Origin of the sequence: Hymenobacter bucti, from assembly GCF_042681145.1 — a bacterium.
Taxonomy (GTDB): Bacteria; Bacteroidota; Bacteroidia; order Cytophagales; family Hymenobacteraceae; genus Hymenobacter; species Hymenobacter bucti.
The window spans coordinates 834,441-853,592 of record NZ_JBHUFD010000005.1; the positions used below are offsets into that span (position 1 = coordinate 834,441).

Consider the following 19,152-nt stretch of genomic DNA (forward strand, 5'->3'; position numbering starts at 1 on the left):
TTCACGTCATCAGACAGTGGCGCGGCTTATTTGCCAGCCAGCACGTCTTGCACTTTGTCTACGGGTACCATTTCCTCCTTGAAGGTGTAGGCACCGGTTTTCTCCGATTTTACGGCGCGAATTACTTTCGCCCAGTCTTTGCCCGTGGCAGTTTTCAGCGTTGCTACTACTTTCTTAGCCATGACTCAGGTTATTTAATTTCCTTGTGAACAGTCATTTTACGCAAAACCGGGTTGAATTTCTTCAGCTCGATGCGCTCGGGGGTGTTCTTACGGTTCTTGGTGGTGATGTAGCGCGAGGTGCCCGGCATGCCCGAGTTTTTGTGCTCGGTGCACTCCATGATAACCTGCACCCGGTTTCCTTTCTTGGCCATCGTGACGGGGGGTTTACTTTTTTGATTTTAGGACTGCAAAGGTACGGCTTTTTTGGGAAACCGCAAAACCCTGTCGGACTGGCTCCTGCGCGCCGCCAAGCAGCAAGCTAGGTGCCCCGCTTACGCAGCCGCAGCGCCGACGCCAAGTAGTACCTAGGGCAACTTGGCGCCGGCGCTGAGATTAGGCCCGAGCAAACAGCAGAAGCTGCTGACTAGTAGGTGATAAAGCCTTGCTCCTTAGCCTTCTTCAAGGTGGCCATGATGCCATTCTTGTTGATGGTGCGGATGGTCGAGGTGGCTACTTTCAGCGTCACCCAAGCATCTTGCTCAGGGATGTAAAAGCGCTTTTTCTGCAAGTTGGGGTAGAACTTACGCTTGGTCTTGTTGTTGGCGTGCGACACGTTGTTACCCACGCGGGTACGCTTGCCGGTCAAATCACAAACTCGGGCCATGATATCGAAGGGTTAATAGATGCTATTCCGAAACGGGCCGCAAATATCGGAAAATTTTAGCCAACTACCAAATTAGTAAGGCGGTGATTGAGAAATAAGGGGCGCGGTGAGCCCGTAGCCAACGCTAAAAAGACCCTAGGTACTGGCCCTTTCTTCGCTCATCTCCTCACCCTTTTACTGCTTCTCCTCCTTGCGCCACGGGCAGTGGCGGCAGCCATTACCGCAGCAGAAGCCGCGGCGGCGGTGATACTGCTCAGTGAAGACCATGTAGCCTTCCGGCGTGTAGTAAAAGTCACCGGGCTCAAGCGGCTGGGAAGCAAAGGCGGCTAGGCGAGGGTCAGCAGACGGCATGGCAGCAGGCAGGTGCTGACAGTGAAGCTTACTGTGGAGCACCGTAAAGGTAGTTGCCCGGCGGCGGGCCTACTGGGTGGTAGCTTTCGGCAGCTAAGCGCTTGCTAAATTTTGCTTTGCGGCTACAAAGCGCCGGCTTATTGCACCATCGCTTTCCTCAAAACCCACTAGTAAATATGAAGCAGTTAGTGCTACTGTGCACAGGGCTTGGGCTGTTGCTCGCATTGCCGGCCGCGGCTCAAAAAAGCCCTTCACCGGCTAACAATGCGACGCTAGCGCCCAATGCCCCGGCCGACCGGCCCGTGAAGATAGCCGCTCAAGAAAATGAGGCGGCGGCCACCCTAGCGGCATTCGACCGCCACATTGCGCCGGCCGTAAAGCAGGCGCGGGCTACCCTGCCGCAGGCCAAGCGGCGCTTTTTGAAGGGACTGCCCAGCGGCCAGGCGTTCTTTGTCACCACGCGCCTCAACGACCCCGACGGGGTGATGGAACAAGTTTTTGTGCGCGTGCGGCAGTGGCAGGGCGCACAGGTAAGCGGGGAAATAGCAAGTGAGCTTGGCACTGTAAAAACCTATCAGCAAGGCCAGCCTATCAACTTTACTGAAGCCGCCATCCTCGATTGGACTATCAGCCGCCCCGATGGCACCGAGGAAGGCAATTACGTTGGCAAACTGATAGAGGGCAGCAACCGTTAAGCAGTAATAATTGCACGCTTATTTTCAATAGCCATTATGTCTAGCCAGCCCGCTCCCACCCACTTCGTCACCCACGCCGAGCGCCTGATGGCGCTTGAAGACCAGTACGGCGCCCACAACTACCACCCGCTGCCCGTGGTGCTCACGCGCGGCAAAGGCGTGCACCTCTGGGATGTGGAGGGCAAGCGCTACGTCGATTTTTTATCGGCCTACTCCGCTGTTAACCAAGGGCATTGTCACCCGCGCATCATTGGGGCGCTGGCCGAGCAGGCGCAGCGCTTGACGCTCACTTCCCGGGCGTTTTTCAACGACCGGCTCGGGCCGGCCGAGCAGCAACTCTGCGAGCTTTTTGGTTATCAAAAAGCCCTGCTGATGAACTCGGGCGCCGAGGCTGTGGAAACGGCCCTCAAGCTGGCCCGCAAGTGGGGTTACCAGGAGAAAGGCATCGCGCCCAACCAGGCGCGCATCCTCGTGGCCGAGCACAATTTTCACGGGCGCACCACGGGCATCATTTCCTTCAGCACCGACGGCGAAAGCACCGGCGGCTTCGGCCCCTTCGTGCCGGGCTACCAGGTGGTGCCCTATGACGACCTAGGCGCCCTGGCCGAGGCCTTGGGGGACCCGCACGTGTGCGGCTTCCTGGTCGAGCCCATTCAGGGCGAAGCGGGGGTGGTGGTGCCCGGCGCCGGCTACCTCAAAGGCGCCGCGGAGCTTTGTAAGCAGCACAACGTGCTGCTCATCACCGACGAGATTCAAACCGGCCTAGGGCGCACCGGCCAGCTGCTGGCAACTGATTACGAAGACGTACGCGGCGATATTCTCATCCTTGGCAAGGCGCTGAGCGGCGGCGTACTGCCCGTATCGGCGGTGCTGGCCGATGACGTAATTATGCTCACCATTCAGCCTGGCCAGCACGGCTCCACCTTCGGCGGCAACCCGCTGGCCTGCGCCGTAATGCAAGCCGCACTCGACGTGCTGGTCGATGAAAACTTGCCTGGTAACGCCCTGCGCCTGGGCGAAATATTCCGGGAAGAAATGCGCCTGCTACAAGCCGAATGCCCTGAGTTGGTAGACGCGGTGCGCGGCAAAGGCTTACTCAACGCCGTGGTTATCAAGCCTACACCCGACGGCCGCACCGCCTGGGACGTGTGCGTGGCCCTCATGGAGCGCGGCCTGCTGGCCAAGCCCACCCACGGCGATATCATCCGCTTTGCGCCGCCGCTGGTCATCACCGAGGCCGAGCTGCGCGACGCCTGCGCCCTGATTGCCGACGTTATTCGGGCTTTTTAAGTATAAGGCTCCATGAGAAAACCTTTATGGCTGGCTCCGGCCCTACTGCTGGCGAGCTGCCGCAGCGAGCAACTCGTGTTTCAAACCCCGCCCGCTACCTCGGTGCCGGTAGCTGCCACCGCCCCTAGGGTGCTGGCTGACACTACGCTAACGGCAACCGTGGCCGCGGCGCGGCCTTCGGAAACAGCCGCTACCGCCGCCCCGCTGGCTGCGCCCGCCAGCCATTCGCTGGTGCCACTGCCAGCGGAACCGCGGCCGCCGCGCAAAGCCCAGCTACGGCTACCTGCTTTGTCAAACGTGTTCATTACCAAGCCGTTGGCTAAGCAGCTGGCGCACCGCCTGCGCCAACGCCGCTCGACCGAAGGCACGGCTGAGAGCGGCCTAGGGGGTATTGGGTTGTTTGTGATTGGGGTGGTGCTGGCGCTGCTGGCGGGCCTAGGGGCGCTGGTCAACGTTATTTTTAGCGTGGGCTTCTTCACGGGCGTGGGCTGCGCAGCCGCGGGGCTAGTGGTGCTGTTCCTACTGTACTCGCTGTTTAGCGGCGGCAAAAAGAAGAAGTAGCCGGGCCACCGATGGGTATTGCAACGATACCGAGCTTCGCTTGTTGAGAAAAGAGTACGAGCTAGTTTTTTAGATTTTTTAGCATGCCGATTCTCCCCACGCAGCGGCCCCGCCGCAACCGTAAGTCGCAGGTAATCCGCGACATGGTGCAGGAAACCCGCCTCACTACCCACGATTTTATCTACCCGGTCTTTCTCATTGAAGGCCAAAACCAGCGGCTGGAAGTAAGGTCGATGCCGGGTGTGTACCGCTACTCGGCCGACCGCCTCATCGACGAAATCGGCGCGGCGGTGGACCTAGGGATTAACTCTTTCGCGCCTTTCCCGGCCATCAACGACGGCCTGAAGGACCGTTTGGCCCGCGAATCAACCAATCTCAACGGGCTTTACCTCAAGGCAGTAGCTGATATCAAGCGGCAGTTTCCGGACGTGGCCATCATGACCGACGTGGCCATGGACCCCTACAGCAGCGACGGGCACGATGGCGTGGTAGACGTGGACTCGGGCGAGATTCTTAACGACGCTTCGCTGGAGGTACTTGGCCAAATGGCCTTGGCGCAGGCCCGCGCCGGGGCCGACATCATCGGGCCCTCCGACATGATGGACGGCCGCGTGGCCTGGATACGTGAGGTGCTAGACAGCAATGGTTTCAGCAACGTGAGTATCATGAGCTACACCGCTAAGTATGCCTCGGCATTCTATGGCCCGTTCCGCGACGCGCTGGACTCGGCACCCAAGAAGGGCGACAAGAAAAGCTACCAGATGAACCCCGCCAACCGCCTTGAAGCCCTGCGCGAGCTGGCGCTCGACGAAGCCGAAGGCGCGGATATGGTGATGATTAAGCCCGCTTTGAGCTACCTAGACATTATTCGGGAAGTGAAAAACCACACCAACCTGCCCGTGACGGCCTATAACGTGAGCGGCGAGTACGCGCTGGTGCGCGCCGCCGCCCTCAACGGCTGGGTCGATGGCGAGCGCACCATGATGGAAGTGCTCATGAGCATCAAGCGCGCCGGCGCCGACGCCATTCTGACGTACTTCGCCAAGGACGCGGCCGAGGTGCTGCGGCGCGGGTAAGCATGGCACCAAACGTAATCATTCGCCGCGCCGCGCCCGCCGACTTGCCCGCCATTCTGCGCCTCATCCGGCAAGTAGTGCCGCTGATGAATGCCAGCGGCAATTTTCAATGGACGGAGGAGTACCCGAACGCGGCCATTTTCGAAAAAGATATTGCCCAGAACTACCTGTGGGTAACGTACCTAGGCGACCAGCTGGCCGGCGTGGCTGCCCTGACCCAGGACCAAGACGCTGAGTACGCCGACGCCGATTGGGACGCCGCCGAGCCCGCGCTCGTGACGCACCGGCTGGCCGTGGCGCCCGCGGCCCACGGCAAGGGCGTGGCGCAGGCCCTGCTGGCGCAAGCCGAGCAGGAGGCACGGGCCCTGGGGCTTCGCACGCTGCGGGTCGATACTAACTCAGAAAATGCGGCTACGCAGCGGCTGTTTCCGAAGCTGGGCTACCGGTTTGCGGGCGAGATACAGTTGGCATTTCGGCCGGGGCTGCGGTTCTTTTGCTACGAGAAACAGTTGGCCTGAGCGCTTACGTAAGCTTAATTGAAAAGCGGTCATCCTACCACGCTGTGCGTGGTAAGGCGACCGCTTTTTTTTACGGATAGCGCAGTTTATACAGTGGTTGGCTTGGCAAACGGCCACCGCCCCAGCCGGCGGCTCCAGAGCAGAAAGGCCACGGAGCCCAGCGCCATCATGCCAATGGCAGCGAGTTGGAAGTAAAGCTTGAAATGCAGGCCGCCCCAGCTCACCTCGACTGGCGCGATGCTCCAGAACACGGCCAGCCACACGGCTATCGCCAAAATGACGGGCAGGGGGTAGAGCGGCATTTTGAAGGGCAAATTAGCCGTGCCTCGGCGGCGGCGCAACAGAATCAGGCCTACCGCCTGGCCCACAAACTGCACCAGAATGCGCATGGCCAGGATGGCCGAAATAACCTCCCCTAGGCGAAACAGCAGACTGAACACGAAGCCCACGCCGCCCAGCAGCAGCAGCGACACGTAGGGAAACTGCTTGGTGGGGTGCAGCTTGGCAAACACGGGCAGAAACTCGCCATCGGCCGCCGCCGCGTAGGGGATGCGCGAGTAGCCCAGCAGCACTGCAAACAGCGACGCAAACGCCACCAGCAGCACCAGCCCCGTGGCTACCGTGGCGGCCCCGTGCCCGTAAAGCCGCTCCACAAACACGCTCACGATAAACTGCGACTTGTCACCGGCGCCGGCCTGCCAGGCCTGCACCTCCTGCCACGGAATAACGGTGCCCACGCTCCAGTTTAGCAGCAGATAGAGCGCCGCAATGCCTAGGATGCTCAGAAAAATACTGCGCGGAATAACGCGCTGTGGGTTCACTATTTCGGCCCCTAGGTGGCACACATTGTAGTAGCCTAGGTAGGAGTAAATGGCTTTCACGGCCGACTGGCCCATGGCAGCCGACAGCAGCAGGCCCGGCAGCGCCCCCACCCCACCCGCCGGAAAAATGGCCACCGGGTGGTTGGGGTGCGTGACGCCCCCGATAATCAGCCAGCCCATGAGGCCGAGCACGCCCACCCACAGCGCCACGCCGAGCTTACCAATGTCCTCGATGCGACGGTAGAGCAAGACTATCAGCAGTAAAACCACCGTGCCGGCCACCACCTTGGGCTGCCACCACTCGGTCATCGGCACGAGGTAGCCAAAGTATTGGGCGAAACCGATGGCGCCCGAGGCCAGCACCAGCGGCGACTGAATGAGCGTTTGCCAAACGTAGAGAAACGACATGTAGCGCCCCCAGCTTTGCTCGCCGTAAGCCAGCTTGAGGAAGCGGTACGAGCCGCCCGCCTCGGGGTAGGCCGCGCCCAACTCGCTCCAGATAAGGCCATCGACCGAAGCCAGGGCCGCGCCCACCAGCCAGGCCAGCAAGAAGTTGGGGCCCATAAAGCCCATGATGAGCGGCAGGGTCACGAAGGGCCCGATGCCTACCATGTCAATCATGTTGAGGGCGGTGGCTTGCACGAGCCCTAGGCGGCGCTGGAGAGAAGGTTGGGACATAGGCGGCGAAGGTACCGTGTACCGTGGACCCTGCGGGTCCGCGCGGGGAATGGTTGCTGAGCAGGCTACTCCTTGAGCAAGCTATTCCCTTCGCGGACCCGCAGGGTCCACGGTACACCAACCCTAGCGCACGCCCACGGTTTTGGCGGCCGGCGTCAGGCCCTCGGCCAGTTTAATCAGGCGCAGCAGCTCGGCGCGGTAGCCGTCGGCATCGGGGCCGCGGCCGGCCTGGGCGAGCTGGGCGGCGGTGGCGTAGGTGGCGGTGCCGCGCTGCTCGCTCTGGCGCAGCAGCAGCCCAAACTCGGCCACGGCGGCGGCGAATTGCTGGTCGGCCGAGGCTTGGGCGATGGGTATCGCCGCGCCGGCCAGCGGCTGGGCCAGCAGCTTGCTGCGTAGGCCATGCGGCTCTTTGTAGCGCAGCTTCACGGTGAGCACTTCGCCGGCGCCGGTGCCGGGTAGGTGCGCGGGGTTGACCTGGTATTTTAGCTTGTCCACCAGCGGGTTATCGGCGTTCACCGGCACCAGTTCGTAGAGCGCCGTTACGGTGTGGCCGGCGCCTAGCTCGGCGGCGTCTTTGCGGTCGTTGTTGAAGTCTTCGTTGGCCAGCAGGCGGTTTTCGTAGCCGATGAGGCGGTAGTTGGCCACGCGGGCGGGGTTGAACTCGACTTGTAGCTTCACGTCTTTGGCCACCGTGAAGAGCGTGCCGCCAAACTGCGCCACCAGCGTGCGGCGGGCCTCGTCAAGGTTGTCGAGGTAGGCATAATTGCCGTTGCCTTTGTCGGCCAGCAGTTCCATGCGGCTGTCGCGCAGGTTGCCGCGGCCCACGCCCAGCACGGTCAAAAACACGCCGGTTGCGCGCTGCTGCACTATGAGTTGCTCCATCGCTTCATCTGAGCTTTCGCCCACGTTGAAGTCGCCATCGGTGGCCAGAATCACGCGGTTGTTACCCGTTTTCAGAAAGTTTTGCTGCGCTACTGAGTAGGCCAGCCGCAGGCCCGCGCCGCCCGCCGTGGAGCCGCCCGCTTCGAGCCGGTCGATGGCTTCGAGTATCGCGTTCTGCTGCGAGCCGGCGGTGGGCGGCAGCACCAGGCCGGCCGCGCCGGCGTAGGCCACCAGCGCTACGTGGTCTTGGGGCCGCAGCTGCTGCACCAACAGCTTCAGGCCGGCCTGCACCAGCAGCAGGCGGTCCTCGCCCATCATCGAGCCCGACACATCGACCAAAAACACGAGATTGGCGGGCGGCAGCTGCGCGGTTTCTACCTTTTTGGCCTGAATGCCGATGCGAGCCAGCTGGTGACCGGGCGCCCAGGGGCACTCGCTGAGCTCGGCGCTGATGCGCACCGGGTCGGGGCTGGCGGTGGGCGGCGCGGGCAGCTGGTACTGAAAGTAATTCAGCATTTCTTCGACCCGCACGGCATCGCGTGGGGGCAGTTGGCCTTCGTTGAGAAAGCGCCGCACGTTGGTGTAGCTGGCATTGTCGACATCGAGCGAGAAGGTGCTCAGCGGCTCCTTCGCCACCGGGCGAAAGGCGTTTTCCGCCACCTTGGCGTAGGTATCGCCCGCGCCTACTTCGGGCCGGGCGGGGTAGCCTAGAGCAGGCGCCGGGGCCAGGTAGCCAGCGCCAGCTGGCTGCGGCGCTGCGGGCGCATGTTTAGCTCGCCGGGGCTTTCGTTCGGTGTTGCTGATGGCCACGCCCGCTACCCGGCCTTCCAGAGGAGCAGCTGTCACAGTACTCACGCTATACGAAGCCTGGCTGCGCTGCACCGACGGGGCAACGCCCGTGACGACCACCTCCTGGAGCGCCTCCTGGCTGGCCCGCAGCACCACGTTCAGCACCGGTGTTTTGAGCGGCGCCGGGCGCTCCTGCGTCACGTAGCCCACGAAGCTGAAGACCAGCACGGCGCCCTTGGCGGGCACGCCGGCCAGGGTATAGCGGCCGGCGGCATCGGTGGCGGTGCCCGTTTGGGTGCCTCGCAGCAGCACCGTCACGCCGGGCAGGGGCTGGCCGTAGGCGTCCTGCACGCGGCCGCTCAGGGTGCGGGTGCGGGCAGCCGGGGCCCCTAGGTGCACTCGCGCGGGCTGGTGCGGCTGAGCCAGCGCCGCGGGGCTACCCAGGGCCAGCAGCCCAACCAGAACGGGCAAGGGGAGAAAAGTTTTTTTCATGGCAGCAGCAGGGGGAAATAAGTGAACATCTATTCCTGCTGATGCCGATGGCCGCGCAATTGCACAAGCCCCGCCGCTACCTACCTAGCGGCCCGCGCGCCACACCCACCACATCAGCAGCGGTTGCAGCGGCAGCCGGGCCCACAGCGCCCAGGCCGGCAGGTGCAGCTGCCCGGCTAGTTGCAGCATGTAGATATTGGCCGGAAATACGGCCAGCAACAGCGCCAGCAGGCCCCAGGCGGCCGCGCGCCGGGTGGCGGGTACCAGCAGCCCTAGGCCGCCCGCCACCTCGGCCGCGCCGCTCAGCAGCACCAGCAGCCGGGGCGCGGGCAGCGCGGGCGGCATGATGCGCAGGTAAGTTTCGGGCCGGAGAAAATGCAGCACCCCCGCGCCGACAAAGAGCGCGGCCAGCACGTAAAGCGACCAAGACGAGCGAGAGGGCATGATAGGCCGCCGCTCGGCGTTAGGGCCAGAGCCGGCAGGGCTGCCTACCTACGTTTTACCTTTGCCTCCGTTATGATTCTTCGCGCCGAGCACCTCATCAAGCAATACAAAGCCCGCACCGTCGTCAACGACATGTCGCTCTCCGTGGGGCAGGGCGAAATCGTGGGGCTGCTAGGCCCCAACGGCGCTGGCAAAACCACCTGCTTCTACATGATGGTAGGCATGGTGAAAGCCAACTCGGGCCGCATTTATATTGATGATGAGGATATTACCCGCCTGCCCATCTACCAGCGGGCGCGGCGCGGAATGGGCTACCTGGCCCAGGAAGCCAGCGTGTTCCGCGACCTAAGCGTGGAGGAAAATATCTTGTCGGTGCTCGAAATGACCACCATGCCCAAAAAAGCCCAACGCGACAAGGTGGAGGAGCTGCTCGAAGAATTCAGCCTCAGCCATGTGCGCAAGAACCTGGGCAAGGTGCTGAGCGGCGGCGAGCGGCGGCGCACCGAAATAGCCCGCGCCCTGGCCGTGAGCCCCAAATTTGTGCTGCTCGATGAGCCCTTTGCGGGCGTAGACCCCATCGCTACCGAAGAAATCCAGGGCATCGTGGCCAAGCTCAAAAACCAGAATATCGGCGTGCTCATCACCGACCACGACGTGAACTCGACCCTCGAAATCGTGGACCGCGCCTACTTGCTCTTCGAGGGCAAGCTCCTCAAAGCCGGCACCGCCGAAGAGCTGGCCGCCGACGAAACCGTACGCCGCGTGTACCTAGGCAAGAATTTCGAGTTCAAACGCAAGGTGTTTGAATAGAAGACAAGTATGCAAAGGCGGCTGTCATTGCGAGCGCAGCAAAGCAATCGCATCAGAACGAGTTGCCAACGAGCCGAACAGGTGCGATTGCTTCGCTGCGCTCGCAATGACAGGCGTTAATCAAGTTTTTCTACCCCGTGCTCGACCTTGCCATTGCCGCCGCTACCCAGCTCACCAGCCTACCTAGGCTGGCGCGGGTGCGCCAGCAACCGCACGAGTTGCAGGCCGCCGTGCTGCGCTACCTGCTGGGCCGGGCGCAGGGCACGGCCTGGGGCCGCCGCTACGGCTACGCGGCCGGGCTGCCGGCCCAGGAGTTTGCGGCCCGCGTGCCCGTGAGCACCTACGAGCAGCTGTATCCTGAGCTGGAGAAAGTGTTGCGCGGCCAGCCCGACGTGCTGTGGCCCGGCCCGGCCCCGCAGTGGCAGGCCAAGAGCAGCGGCACCACCAACGCCCGCAGCAAGTTCATCCCCCTCACCCGCGAAGCGCTGCACGACAACCACTACCGCGCCGGGCGCGACATGCTGGCCCTCAGCACGCACCTCTACCCCCAGCACCGGCTTTTGCAGGGCAAAACCCTGAGCCTAGGCGGCACCCACGGCCCTAGTCCCTTCGGGCCGGCGCGGGCCGGCGACGTGTCGGCCCTCATCATGCAGAGCCTGCCGGGCTGGGCCGAGTACCTGCGCACCCCGCCGCTGCCGCTGGCCCTACTCGATGAGTGGGAGGAGAAAATCGAGCGCGTGGCCCGCCACGTGCTGCGCCAGGATGTGCGCGTGCTGGCCGGTGTGCCCACCTGGATGATAGTGCTGCTGCGCCGCGTAGTGGCCTTGGCCGGCGCCGAGCACATTGCCGAGGTGTGGCCCCACCTAGGGCTGTTTTTGCACGGCGCGGTAGCGTTTGGACCCTACCGCGAGCTGTTTCAGCAGCTCATTCCGAGCGCGCGCATGCGCTACCTCGAAATTTATAATGCCTCGGAGGGCTACTTCGCCCTGCAAGACGAGCCCGGCGCCCCCGACCTGCTGCTGCTGCTCGACCACGGCATTTACTACGAGTTTTTGCCCGCCGCCGAGTTCGACAAGCCCCACCCGCGCGCCGTGCCGCTGGAGGCCGTCGAAATCGGCCCGAGCTACGCGCTGGTCATCAGCACCAGCGCCGGGCTGTGGCGCTACCTGGTGGGCGACACCGTGCGCTTTACTTCGCTGCGGCCCTACCGGGTGCGCATCACGGGGCGTACCAAGCACTTTCTCAACGCCTTTGGCGAAGAGGTGGTGATTGAAAACGCCGAGGCCGCCATCACGGCGGCCGCCCGGGCTACCGGCGTGCAGGTGCGCGACTTCACGGCCGCGCCCATCTACTTTGGGGTGGGCGCCACCTCACGGGGCGGCCACGAGTGGGCCGTGGAGTGCGCCGGCCCGCCGCCCGCCGACCCAGGGCGCTTTGCCGAGGTGCTCGACCACACGCTACGCCAACTCAACTCCGACTACGACGCCAAGCGCCACCGTGACCTGGCCCTGGGCCCGCCCCGCGTGCACCTAGTGCCCGCTGGCACCTTCGAGGCGTGGCTGCGCCGCCAGGGCCCCCTAGGTGGCCAGCGCAAGGTGCCCCGCCTCAGCAACACCCGCGACGTGCTGGAGGCGGTGCTGGCGGTGGCCGCCCAACCCGCTTCCTGATGCCGGGCCCGCGCAAAGTACTGGCTGGTCATCGCGGGCGGCTTCGTGGCGTTGCCCATACGCCAGGTAGTCAGACGGCACACTAAGCCCCTAGGAGCTTAGTTTTCGCTGCTACCCGGACATAAGAAAGCCCCGGTTTGCGCTGGCGCAAACCGGGGCTTTCTTTGCTTCAACCTACGAAACCTTCTTCAGCTCTTCTGCGCCTTCAACGGCCTGCTTGCGCTTCTTTTCTACCGAGTCAATCAGCTTACCGAAGGGCTCGATGAATTTTTGCACGCCTTCGTCTTCGAGCTGCTGAGTGCTGGCGTTGAGGTCAATGCCCACTTTGGGCAGGTCGCGCAGCACTTGCTGGGCCTTCTCCAAGTCCTGCTCCAGCGTGTCGGCCGATTTGCCGCGCTCCTTGAAGATGTCCATCGTTTCGACGGGCACCGTGTCCACCGTTTTCGGGCCGATGAGGCCTTCCACGTACTTCAAGTCGTCGTATTTCGGGTTTTTGTTGCCGGTGCTGGCCCACAACAGACGCTGCGTGTTGGCGCCTTTGTCGGCTAGCTTCTGCCAGCGCTCGCCGTTAAAAATCTCTTTGTACATCTGGTACGCCTGCTTGGCGCTGGCGATGGCTACCTCGCCCACCAGCGATTCGGCTAGCTGGCCTTTTTCGCCGCCTTCGGTCACGAATTTTTCTAGCTGCGGGTCAATCAGCACGTCGATGCGGCTCAGGAAAAAGCTGGCCACCGAGTCGATGCGCTCGAGCGACTGGCCGGTTTTGGCGCGGTCCTCGAGGCCCCCGATGAAAGCTTCGGTCACGGCCTTGTAGCGGTCAAGCCCGAAAATAAGCGTCACGTTCACGTTGATGCCCTCCGAAATGGCTGTGCGGATGGCGGGCAGCCCGGCCTGCGTGGCCGGAATTTTAATCATCACGTTGGGCCGGTCCACCGCCTTCCAAAGCTGGCGCGCTTCGGCAATGGTGCCTTCGGTGTCATTGGCGAGCTTGGGCGATACTTCCAGGCTCACGTAGCCATCGCTGGAGTTGTCGTGGCTGTCGTAGAGCTCGCGAAACAGGTCGCAGGCGGCCTGCACATCGGCCACGGCCAGGCCCACGTAGATGTCCTCAGCCGACTTGCCCTGCCGGGCCTGCTCCTTAATGGTATCGTCGTAGTCGGCCGAGCCGCCGATGGCCTTTTCAAAAATGGCGGGGTTAGAAGTGACGCCGCGCAACGCATCCTCGTCGATTCGACGCTTCAACTCACCGTTGGTGAGCACTTTGCGGCTAATAAAATCGAGCCAAAGGCTCTGGTCCAGGCGGCGGATGTCAACTAAAGGATTCATACAAAAGAAAGAAAACTTGGTGTAAAAGCAAACGGCAACGCCCTCAGGAAGTTACTGTGGCGGTAAAAGGCCCGTCGGTTAAACAACTGCTGAGGCGCGCCCAAGTTACTACCGCCAAAGGTCAGGACTGCTGCTGTGGCACAACCTTACGCTCCCTTTTAGGGTACAATTGCTTCCACCTCCTACTTTATTTTATGAAAATCTTAGCCCTCCTACTGGCTGGCAGCCTGTGCAGCATCAGCGTGGCGCAAGCCCAAACCACCCCGACCCAAACCACCCCAACCCAAGGCGCTCCCCGCAACGCAGCAGTTCTGACGCCCAGCAGCGCTGCCCCGGCGCTCAGCCCCAATAGCACCGACAACACGCGCGGGCTGCCCGCCACCGGAGCACCCGACGCTATCGACAACACTACGCCCACCAGCGACAAAGGCATGACCAAGGGCAAAAAACAGAAGAGCACTATGTCTTCGGACAAGCGCAAAGTGAAAAGCAAGATGTAAGTGCCCCGCGCCCTTCTTTTTTTCATTAAAAAGAGCCCGGTTTCCAAGCGGAAGCCGGGCTCTTTTTTAGGAGCTATCAGTGCTGGCTACCGGCCTTTTAGTACTGGGCGCTAGGCCCCGGCACCAGGCTCGCAGCCAGTTGGCCACCGCTTGTTTTAGCCGGCAACGGCTACCCGGCGGTATCCATCTGCGTGGCGGCTACTTTGCTGGCCGGGCCGGGTTTATGGGGACCTAGGGCCCGCCCGGCCGCGGCAACTTGCTGCTAGCCGGGGCGGTACCAGGGTGCATGGCTTTCTTGCTGTTCTCGCCGGTTAGTACCCTGCACCTGCTGGCGGCGCTGGCCGCGCTGGTTACTGGCACAGCCGTTTTGTATCGGCCCAAGGCCACCAGGGCGCACCGCCGCCTGGGCTGGGCCTACGTGGGCAGCATGGGCGTGGTGTTGCTAACGGCTTTTCGCATCTACACGCTGTTTGGGCGGTTTGGGCTGGTGCACTGGGGCGCCGTGGGCAGCGCCGGGGCGCTTTTGCTGGGCGTAGGGGCCGCCGTGGGGCGGGCGGCTATTCCGGCGTGGCTGCGGTGGCACTACCTGGGCATGGGCGTGTCGGTCACGGGCCTGTACGCCACTTTCGTGGTCGAAAGCACCTATCGCCTTTTTCCGGCGGCCTACTTCTGGTGGAGCACGCTGGGGTCGGGCAGCGTGGTGCTAGCGGTGGGTGGGTGGCTGCTAAGCCGGCAGTACGCGGCGTGGGCGGCCGCATATGGCGTTGCGCAAAAGCCGGGCCGCCGGCTGGCCCCTAGCTAGTTTTCAGCTTTCAGCGCCTTGCAACGGAGCTAAAAACGAAACGCCCTCCGGCGTGAGGCCGAAGGGCGTTTGCAGGGTGGGCAGTATCGTGCTCAAGCATTTGCCGGACGGTGCGGCTAAATGCTGCCAGAAGTGCGTTTCTGAGTAGTTGGGCAGGGCAAGCACTGAACTAGCTGCAACTTTCGGCACCGTTCTACTAAAAAAGCGGGGGCAATTTTCACTTCTGCCCCCGGTCAGTTTCGCCCCCGGTAGCAGGTTCCTCACCTGGTAGGTCAGCCCAGGACCGAACCCAGTCATAGGCGCCGTGACTGATGTCATTTTCCTTAGCGAAGCTCAGCCAGAAATCATGTTCAGCTTGGTTACGGAATGTATTAAATGAATCATGTGAGCCATAGGGGCCAAGGATAAAAACAGCCCTGTCCTTGTTTTCCAGCCTTGCCAAGCGAGCTACATCAGCCAAGTCTTTATTGATAGCTGGCTGCCCAAAGTCGGGCCTGATTAAGCGAACCGACCTGCCTTGAAAAAACAGGTCTGCGAAATGGTAGAACATGATTTTCTTTGCTTTGATGAAAGTTGACTCTTATTGGCTTTTGTAAGTTCTTACGCGCTCGTTAGCTGCGCCGGCTCGGCTACCGCTAACGAGCCGAGGGCAGCTGCCCAGGCATCAAGCAGCCGCGGGCCGTAGCGCTCTAGCGTATCGTAGCCGTAGACGCTGGCCGAGACGTGGCCTAGGGCAATCTCTTTCAGGGTCTGGTCGCCTTCGCTGCCCAACACGAGCAGCCCGGCGCCGCTGTGCCGGGCCGTATGCGTGGTGAGCACCTGCCACATCGGGTGCACCTGCTCGCTGCGGTTCTTACCGGCAAAAATCACCTCCACGAACTCGCGCTCCAGCCCGACAGCCTGGCCCAGCACCTTGAGTCGGCGGTTACGTTCCTGCTGGGTGGGCAGGTTGAGCTGGCCACCGTAGCGCTGCCAGATGGCCGCGGCCGCCGGCGGCAACGGTACCAGCACCGGCTCGCTGGTTTTCTGCTGGTAGAGCTCGACGCACAGCGTTGGGCCGTGGCCGGGCAAGTCGTGGGCGCTGACGTGGTGCGGCTTGAGGGCGCGCAGGTCCACATCGCGTAGTAACAGCAGCAGCTGGAGCAGGAAAGCATCGCGCTCGGCCAGTAGGTCGGTGGGCAGGTCGGTGGCGGCGGCCAGCGCCAGCACCTCGACCCGGCGCAGGGCGGGCGAGCGGCCCTGACGCACCGTGAACTTGCCGAGCCACTTGGGCACTACTCGGCCGGCCATGCGCTGGCACTCGCGCAAGAAGATGTAGTGGCGCTGCACCGTCGACTCGCGCTTTCCATCAGCAAAGAGCCAGGCCACGTACTGCGCCAGACGCTCGCGCGTGAGCGTGGCCAGCCGCAGCTTCGGGTCGAACTCCGTGAGACTGCTCACCACCTGCCTGTACATGCGCAGGTAGCTATCGGCCAGTAGGTGCTCGTTCTCGGCCCGCCAGCGTACTTCGAACTCGGCCCACGGTGCGGTATCCTTCATCGGGGCATCGGCCGCCGCTATGGCCTCAGCCTGCACCTGTTTGGCTCGGCGCTGACTACCGGCGCCCACGGCCGCCAGGGCAGCCTCGAGCTCGGCCTGCGTAACGCTAGCCTCAGGCTTGCCTTGGCCCTCGGCAGTGGTGAACACGCCCTGTACAGCCGTGAGCAGGCGCGTCAGGCGTAGGTTGAGTTGGGCGCTGTTCTCGGCGCTGGTATGGATGCGCTTCGTTTTGGTGGGCTGCCAGTGGGCAGGTAGCACCTTGACGCCCGTGGGCATCTTCCAGCGGTGGCCGCCGGCCCAGTGAAGGTCCCCAAAGATGGCCGCGCGGCCCAGCTTGTCGGGGCGGTCCAGGCGCTGGCGGAAGATGAGCTCCATGAGAACAGTAAACTATGGTTTCCTAGTTAATGGTACCCCTCCCTTCTCTAATCCATCTTTAAGCTTTTTAGATTGGTCTGAAGGGAGTAAATCCAGAAATATTCCCATCTGCTTTTGCACGACAGAAAAAAGGTCATCAACCTTGTCATTACTTGTTGCAATAAACTCTGCCTGAGACTCTCCATCGTTAATCATAGGACCACGTCCAAAAAGCAGCCACGTAGGATTGACTGTAGGATATGCTGTCAATAGCTTTTGCAAAATCTCGAAGCCTGGCTTACTTTCTCTACCACCAACTATACCAGCCAAAACACCTGACTGAATATCAGCAGCACGCCCAAATGCTGTTTTATTACCTTGGCAGAAGTGTTCTACTAGTTTCATAATACGCTCACTGATAGAACCTATCTCATTAATCTGTAGCATTTGCAAGGTAATGTCTTGAATTTTCTTGTGAATTTAGAAATTACTTGTATCTTTGTAATTACTAATGCAAAGATAAGCAAATTCAAGCACATGAAAACAGAAGGCCAGAATATTCGAGCCCTTGTACCCCATGGTGGTGTCAAGAAAATTGCGCAGGAATTAGGCATTACTCAGCAGGCTGTCAGCCTCGCTCTTAAAGCTGGCAAGCCTTCGCACCCTGCCGTACGCCTAGCTCTATCTAAAGCGAAGGATTCGGGTACAATTGAGGCAGCCCAGACGCTGGCCACCATTCCTCAAGCCGCCTAGTTGCATGCAGCCCACGCGTCTCAACCGCCGAGCAGCCGATGCTGCCCCTGCCATCGAGGTGGCAGGGCTGCCCACGCCCGCCCTGCCAGTGCTGCGCTTCACGATGGCCAACGGCGTATTGGAGCTGCAGGACGCGCCCTTAGTGCAGGTCCTACTGGCAAATGAGCAGCGCGCCCGCCTGGCTGCTGAGGTCGAGCAGGCTGCCCTCGCGGTGGTCTACCGACTGAGCGGCGAGCCAGACCCTACCCGTCCGTACGGTGGCCTAGTTACTCAGCGCCTCGACATCAGCGAGCGCACAGCTGGCGAGCTTATCCGCCAAGGCAAGCTACGCTACACCTGCGCCGGCAAGAAGAACTACCGCGTCAGCGAGCTAGCTGTACGTGAGTTCCTAGGCGACGCGCCTAGTTGACACCTTTGATTTTGTGGATTTTACCTCGGCTGACTCTGCTAGCCTGGCCACGCCTTTGCCCAATTTCTCACCCCTCACTCAACCTTTTTCACCCATGATTGCCCTACACGCCACCCCCGCTACCCCAGCTCTTTCCTGCGCTCGCTTACTGTGTGATGAATTTGTGCGCCGCGTCGATTTAGCTGACGACCGAGCAGAAGAGCTGGCCGAGAAACATAACGGCTCAGCAGCCAAGTACGGCGAAGAAATCATTTGGCACCTCAGCTTTCCAAAGGCCTTTGTCGAGCTGGTAACGATGACGCCGTTGCAAGAGGTAGTCTCGATACTAGATGGTGATTGCCCTTGGTCAAATTGGGGCGATACGCCTGAGTTGGGCCTGGTAGATTACTGCTACTTAGCCGACATTCTGCGCGACGCGCTGGCCGATAAAATAACGGCGCAGGCACACTTGCGCTTAAGCCGAGCGCTGGCTTGGGTAGAAGAAACAGGCACAGTGCTGCTGGCTGAGCAAGCGGTATTGACACCCGTGGCCAGCGCCACCAACGCACCCCTTATGACCGCCTCGGCGGCCTAACAGGCTGCCTCCTGCCCTACCCTGTGACCTACCTCGATTACATCGTCTTTTTTGAGAAGCGCGACCATGTGCAAGCATTCTCGGGTAATGCCACGCGGCTTTACCTGAAGCTGCTACACCTAGCTAATCTAGCTGGCTGGCCGGAAGAGCTTGCCAAGCCCGACCCCTACGTGGCGGCCGTGTGCGGCTTCTCGATTAATACGATGAAGGACTGCCGAGCGCAGCTAGTAGCAGGAGGGCTACTGAGCGCCACTTCGGGCGGAACTGGGCGCAACGCAGCCACTACTTACCAGCTTTTAAACCCATCAAAATCTGACGCCTTATCACACGTAAACCCATCAAAATCTGACGGGTTTAGGTCGGGCAATTCAGTAAACCCATCAAAATCTGACGCCTTTGGGGAGCTAAACCCATCAGAGAACCCATCAAATTTTGATACCCTTAATATAGATAAAGAAAAAGAGAGTAGTAGTGCGGCTAGCGCCGCCACCGCTCCCGATTCTTTATCAGGTAAAAAGCCAGCTACTAAAAAGCCCAGCACGAAGGGAGCCAGTCACGAAGGAATTGCTGCCCTACCGCCCCCCTTCGACGGGGCCGACTTCGCCGAGGCCTGGCGCACCTTCTACACCACCAATACCAAGCAGGCGGGCAAAAATCTTTCGGCTTTCGAGCTGATGCTAAAAAAGCTGGCCAAGTACCCCGAAGCTTTTGCCGTGCTCATGCTGGAGCGGGCCATCATGGGCAACTGGCAGGGAGTCGAGCACGGGGGCACGCCCCGCGACTTTGCCGAGTGGCAAGCAGAGCAGGCCCGGCTGCCCGCCACGCGCCCCACGGCCATACCGACTACCACCGGCCCACCCATCTCGCTGGAGCTCGAGGTGAACGAAGAATTCGAAGCTCAGCAGCGCGCCCGCCAGCAGGCTGAGGCCACCGAGCGCGCCCGCCAGTTCCGCGCCACCTACGCCAAACCCTAGTTCTACCCTGCCCCTATCGTTT

Annotated in this window: 24 protein-coding genes; 13 read left to right on the forward strand and 11 right to left on the reverse strand. The window is 61.6% G+C overall.

Going from position 1 to position 19,152, the window contains the following annotated elements:
• Positions 1-26: 26 nt before the first annotated feature.
• From ACFSDX_RS15540 to ACFSDX_RS15555, 4 genes are all read right to left on the reverse strand, one after another.
• Positions 27-182 (reverse strand): DUF4295 domain-containing protein, encoded by a 156-nt coding sequence (locus ACFSDX_RS15540; protein WP_173116529.1) that lies wholly within the window; start codon positions 180-182, stop codon positions 27-29.
• Between the two features lie 8 nt (positions 183-190).
• A complete protein-coding gene (gene rpmG / locus ACFSDX_RS15545; RefSeq protein ID WP_208133098.1) occupies positions 191-373 on the reverse strand; it encodes a 50S ribosomal protein L33 in 183 nt (60 codons plus the stop codon).
• Positions 374-585: 212 nt separating this feature from the next.
• The gene (gene rpmB, locus ACFSDX_RS15550; protein ID WP_382315120.1) at positions 586-825 is read right to left on the reverse strand and encodes a 50S ribosomal protein L28; all 240 of its coding nucleotides are present in this window, start codon (positions 823-825) and stop codon (positions 586-588) included.
• Positions 826-999: 174 nt separating this feature from the next.
• Positions 1,000-1,176 carry a DUF5522 domain-containing protein gene (locus ACFSDX_RS15555; RefSeq protein WP_382315122.1) on the reverse strand — a complete coding sequence of 59 codons (177 nt, stop codon included), beginning with the start codon at positions 1,174-1,176 and terminating at the stop codon, positions 1,000-1,002.
• A gap of 302 nt (positions 1,177-1,478) precedes the next feature.
• On the opposite strand from ACFSDX_RS15555, the gene ACFSDX_RS15560 reads away from it, so the two are divergent.
• From ACFSDX_RS15560 to ACFSDX_RS15580, 5 genes are all read left to right on the forward strand, one after another.
• Positions 1,479-1,871, forward strand: a complete 393-nt coding sequence (locus tag ACFSDX_RS15560; protein ID WP_382315124.1) for a DUF2314 domain-containing protein — start codon at positions 1,479-1,481, stop codon at positions 1,869-1,871.
• Between the two features lie 36 nt (positions 1,872-1,907).
• The gene (gene rocD / locus ACFSDX_RS15565; RefSeq protein ID WP_382315126.1) at positions 1,908-3,161 is read left to right on the forward strand and encodes an ornithine--oxo-acid transaminase; all 1,254 of its coding nucleotides are present in this window, start codon (positions 1,908-1,910) and stop codon (positions 3,159-3,161) included.
• 12 nt (positions 3,162-3,173) lie between these two features.
• Positions 3,174-3,722, forward strand: a complete 549-nt coding sequence (locus ACFSDX_RS15570) for a hypothetical protein (protein ID WP_382315128.1) — start codon at positions 3,174-3,176, stop codon at positions 3,720-3,722.
• An 83-nt stretch (positions 3,723-3,805) separates the two neighbouring features.
• A complete protein-coding gene (gene hemB / locus ACFSDX_RS15575) occupies positions 3,806-4,798 on the forward strand; it encodes a porphobilinogen synthase (protein WP_382315130.1) in 993 nt (330 codons plus the stop codon).
• 2 nt (positions 4,799-4,800) lie between these two features.
• The gene (locus ACFSDX_RS15580; RefSeq protein WP_382315132.1) at positions 4,801-5,316 is read left to right on the forward strand and encodes a GNAT family N-acetyltransferase; all 516 of its coding nucleotides are present in this window, start codon (positions 4,801-4,803) and stop codon (positions 5,314-5,316) included.
• A gap of 86 nt (positions 5,317-5,402) precedes the next feature.
• On the opposite strand, the gene ACFSDX_RS15585 is transcribed toward ACFSDX_RS15580, so the two are convergent.
• The 3 genes from ACFSDX_RS15585 to ACFSDX_RS15595 form a co-directional block, all read right to left on the reverse strand.
• Positions 5,403-6,815 carry an APC family permease gene (locus tag ACFSDX_RS15585; protein ID WP_382315134.1) on the reverse strand — a complete coding sequence of 471 codons (1,413 nt, stop codon included), beginning with the start codon at positions 6,813-6,815 and terminating at the stop codon, positions 5,403-5,405.
• A gap of 123 nt (positions 6,816-6,938) precedes the next feature.
• Positions 6,939-8,978, reverse strand: a complete 2,040-nt coding sequence (locus tag ACFSDX_RS15590) for a vWA domain-containing protein (protein ID WP_382315136.1) — start codon at positions 8,976-8,978, stop codon at positions 6,939-6,941.
• 84 nt (positions 8,979-9,062) lie between these two features.
• Complete coding sequence (locus ACFSDX_RS15595; RefSeq protein WP_382315138.1) at positions 9,063-9,422, reverse strand: DoxX family protein; 360 nt, start codon at positions 9,420-9,422, stop codon at positions 9,063-9,065.
• A gap of 72 nt (positions 9,423-9,494) precedes the next feature.
• Between ACFSDX_RS15595 and lptB the strand changes: the two genes are divergently transcribed.
• Complete coding sequence (gene lptB / locus ACFSDX_RS15600; RefSeq protein ID WP_382315140.1) at positions 9,495-10,232, forward strand: LPS export ABC transporter ATP-binding protein; 738 nt, start codon at positions 9,495-9,497, stop codon at positions 10,230-10,232.
• Positions 10,233-10,369: 137 nt separating this feature from the next.
• On the forward strand, positions 10,370-11,899 hold the full coding sequence (locus ACFSDX_RS15605; RefSeq protein WP_382315142.1) for a GH3 auxin-responsive promoter family protein: 1,530 nt from the start codon (positions 10,370-10,372) through the stop codon (positions 11,897-11,899).
• Between the two features lie 174 nt (positions 11,900-12,073).
• Here the strand turns inward: ACFSDX_RS15605 and tal are convergent, their stop codons facing one another.
• Positions 12,074-13,225 (reverse strand): transaldolase, encoded by a 1,152-nt coding sequence (gene tal / locus ACFSDX_RS15610; protein ID WP_382315144.1) that lies wholly within the window; start codon positions 13,223-13,225, stop codon positions 12,074-12,076.
• A 194-nt stretch (positions 13,226-13,419) separates the two neighbouring features.
• On the opposite strand from tal, the gene ACFSDX_RS15615 reads away from it, so the two are divergent.
• The gene (locus ACFSDX_RS15615) at positions 13,420-13,725 is read left to right on the forward strand and encodes a hypothetical protein (protein WP_382315146.1); all 306 of its coding nucleotides are present in this window, start codon (positions 13,420-13,422) and stop codon (positions 13,723-13,725) included.
• Between the two features lie 286 nt (positions 13,726-14,011).
• Positions 14,012-14,527, forward strand: a complete 516-nt coding sequence (locus ACFSDX_RS15620) for a DUF2306 domain-containing protein (RefSeq protein ID WP_382315148.1) — start codon at positions 14,012-14,014, stop codon at positions 14,525-14,527.
• 217 nt (positions 14,528-14,744) lie between these two features.
• Here ACFSDX_RS15620 and ACFSDX_RS15625 read toward each other — a convergent pair whose 3' ends face one another.
• Genes ACFSDX_RS15625 through ACFSDX_RS15635 form a run of 3 tightly spaced genes read right to left on the reverse strand, consistent with a single transcriptional unit; the run spans position 14,745 to position 16,867 of the window.
• The gene (locus ACFSDX_RS15625) at positions 14,745-15,077 is read right to left on the reverse strand and encodes a hypothetical protein (protein WP_382315150.1); all 333 of its coding nucleotides are present in this window, start codon (positions 15,075-15,077) and stop codon (positions 14,745-14,747) included.
• Between the two features lie 50 nt (positions 15,078-15,127).
• Positions 15,128-16,441, reverse strand: a complete 1,314-nt coding sequence (locus ACFSDX_RS15630) for a site-specific integrase (protein WP_382315152.1) — start codon at positions 16,439-16,441, stop codon at positions 15,128-15,130.
• A gap of 12 nt (positions 16,442-16,453) precedes the next feature.
• Entirely contained in the window at positions 16,454-16,867 is a 414-nt protein-coding gene (locus tag ACFSDX_RS15635) for a hypothetical protein (protein ID WP_382315154.1), read from the reverse strand.
• A gap of 27 nt (positions 16,868-16,894) precedes the next feature.
• On the opposite strand from ACFSDX_RS15635, the gene ACFSDX_RS15640 reads away from it, so the two are divergent.
• The 4 genes from ACFSDX_RS15640 to ACFSDX_RS15655 all read left to right on the forward strand — a co-directional run bounded on the left by ACFSDX_RS15640 (position 16,895) and on the right by ACFSDX_RS15655 (position 19,130).
• A complete protein-coding gene (locus tag ACFSDX_RS15640) occupies positions 16,895-17,173 on the forward strand; it encodes a helix-turn-helix domain-containing protein (protein ID WP_382315156.1) in 279 nt (92 codons plus the stop codon).
• Between the two features lie 4 nt (positions 17,174-17,177).
• Positions 17,178-17,582, forward strand: a complete 405-nt coding sequence (locus tag ACFSDX_RS15645) for a hypothetical protein (RefSeq protein WP_382315158.1) — start codon at positions 17,178-17,180, stop codon at positions 17,580-17,582.
• 94 nt (positions 17,583-17,676) lie between these two features.
• Positions 17,677-18,156: a hypothetical protein gene (locus ACFSDX_RS15650; RefSeq protein WP_382315159.1), complete on the forward strand. Its 480-nt coding sequence runs from the start codon at positions 17,677-17,679 to the stop codon at positions 18,154-18,156.
• 23 nt (positions 18,157-18,179) lie between these two features.
• Positions 18,180-19,130 carry a hypothetical protein gene (locus tag ACFSDX_RS15655; protein ID WP_382315161.1) on the forward strand — a complete coding sequence of 317 codons (951 nt, stop codon included), beginning with the start codon at positions 18,180-18,182 and terminating at the stop codon, positions 19,128-19,130.
• Positions 19,131-19,152: the final 22 nt, after the last annotated feature.

Bases quoted from the DNA above. Each gene is read 5' to 3' on its own strand.
- ACFSDX_RS15540 (WP_173116529.1), bottom strand. From the start codon at position 182: ATGGCTAAGAAAGTAGTAGCAACGCTGAAAACTGCCACGGGCAAAGAC.
- rpmG (WP_208133098.1), bottom strand. From the start codon at position 373: ATGGCCAAGAAAGGAAACCGGGTGCAGGTTATCATGGAGTGCACCGAG.
- rpmB (WP_382315120.1), bottom strand. From the start codon at position 825: ATGGCCCGAGTTTGTGATTTGACCGGCAAGCGTACCCGCGTGGGTAAC.
- ACFSDX_RS15555 (WP_382315122.1), bottom strand. From the start codon at position 1,176: ATGCCGTCTGCTGACCCTCGCCTAGCCGCCTTTGCTTCCCAGCCGCTT.
- rocD (WP_382315126.1), top strand. From the start codon at position 1,908: ATGTCTAGCCAGCCCGCTCCCACCCACTTCGTCACCCACGCCGAGCGC.
- ACFSDX_RS15570 (WP_382315128.1), top strand. From the start codon at position 3,174: ATGAGAAAACCTTTATGGCTGGCTCCGGCCCTACTGCTGGCGAGCTGC.
- hemB (WP_382315130.1), top strand. From the start codon at position 3,806: ATGCCGATTCTCCCCACGCAGCGGCCCCGCCGCAACCGTAAGTCGCAG.
- ACFSDX_RS15580 (WP_382315132.1), top strand. From the start codon at position 4,801: ATGGCACCAAACGTAATCATTCGCCGCGCCGCGCCCGCCGACTTGCCC.
- ACFSDX_RS15585 (WP_382315134.1), bottom strand. From the start codon at position 6,815: ATGTCCCAACCTTCTCTCCAGCGCCGCCTAGGGCTCGTGCAAGCCACC.
- ACFSDX_RS15590 (WP_382315136.1), bottom strand. From the start codon at position 8,978: ATGAAAAAAACTTTTCTCCCCTTGCCCGTTCTGGTTGGGCTGCTGGCC.
- ACFSDX_RS15595 (WP_382315138.1), bottom strand. From the start codon at position 9,422: ATGCCCTCTCGCTCGTCTTGGTCGCTTTACGTGCTGGCCGCGCTCTTT.
- lptB (WP_382315140.1), top strand. From the start codon at position 9,495: ATGATTCTTCGCGCCGAGCACCTCATCAAGCAATACAAAGCCCGCACC.
- tal (WP_382315144.1), bottom strand. From the start codon at position 13,225: ATGAATCCTTTAGTTGACATCCGCCGCCTGGACCAGAGCCTTTGGCTC.
- ACFSDX_RS15615 (WP_382315146.1), top strand. From the start codon at position 13,420: ATGAAAATCTTAGCCCTCCTACTGGCTGGCAGCCTGTGCAGCATCAGC.
- ACFSDX_RS15620 (WP_382315148.1), top strand. From the start codon at position 14,012: ATGGCTTTCTTGCTGTTCTCGCCGGTTAGTACCCTGCACCTGCTGGCG.
- ACFSDX_RS15625 (WP_382315150.1), bottom strand. From the start codon at position 15,077: ATGTTCTACCATTTCGCAGACCTGTTTTTTCAAGGCAGGTCGGTTCGC.
- ACFSDX_RS15630 (WP_382315152.1), bottom strand. From the start codon at position 16,441: ATGGAGCTCATCTTCCGCCAGCGCCTGGACCGCCCCGACAAGCTGGGC.
- ACFSDX_RS15635 (WP_382315154.1), bottom strand. From the start codon at position 16,867: ATGCTACAGATTAATGAGATAGGTTCTATCAGTGAGCGTATTATGAAA.
- ACFSDX_RS15645 (WP_382315158.1), top strand. From the start codon at position 17,178: ATGCAGCCCACGCGTCTCAACCGCCGAGCAGCCGATGCTGCCCCTGCC.
- ACFSDX_RS15650 (WP_382315159.1), top strand. From the start codon at position 17,677: ATGATTGCCCTACACGCCACCCCCGCTACCCCAGCTCTTTCCTGCGCT.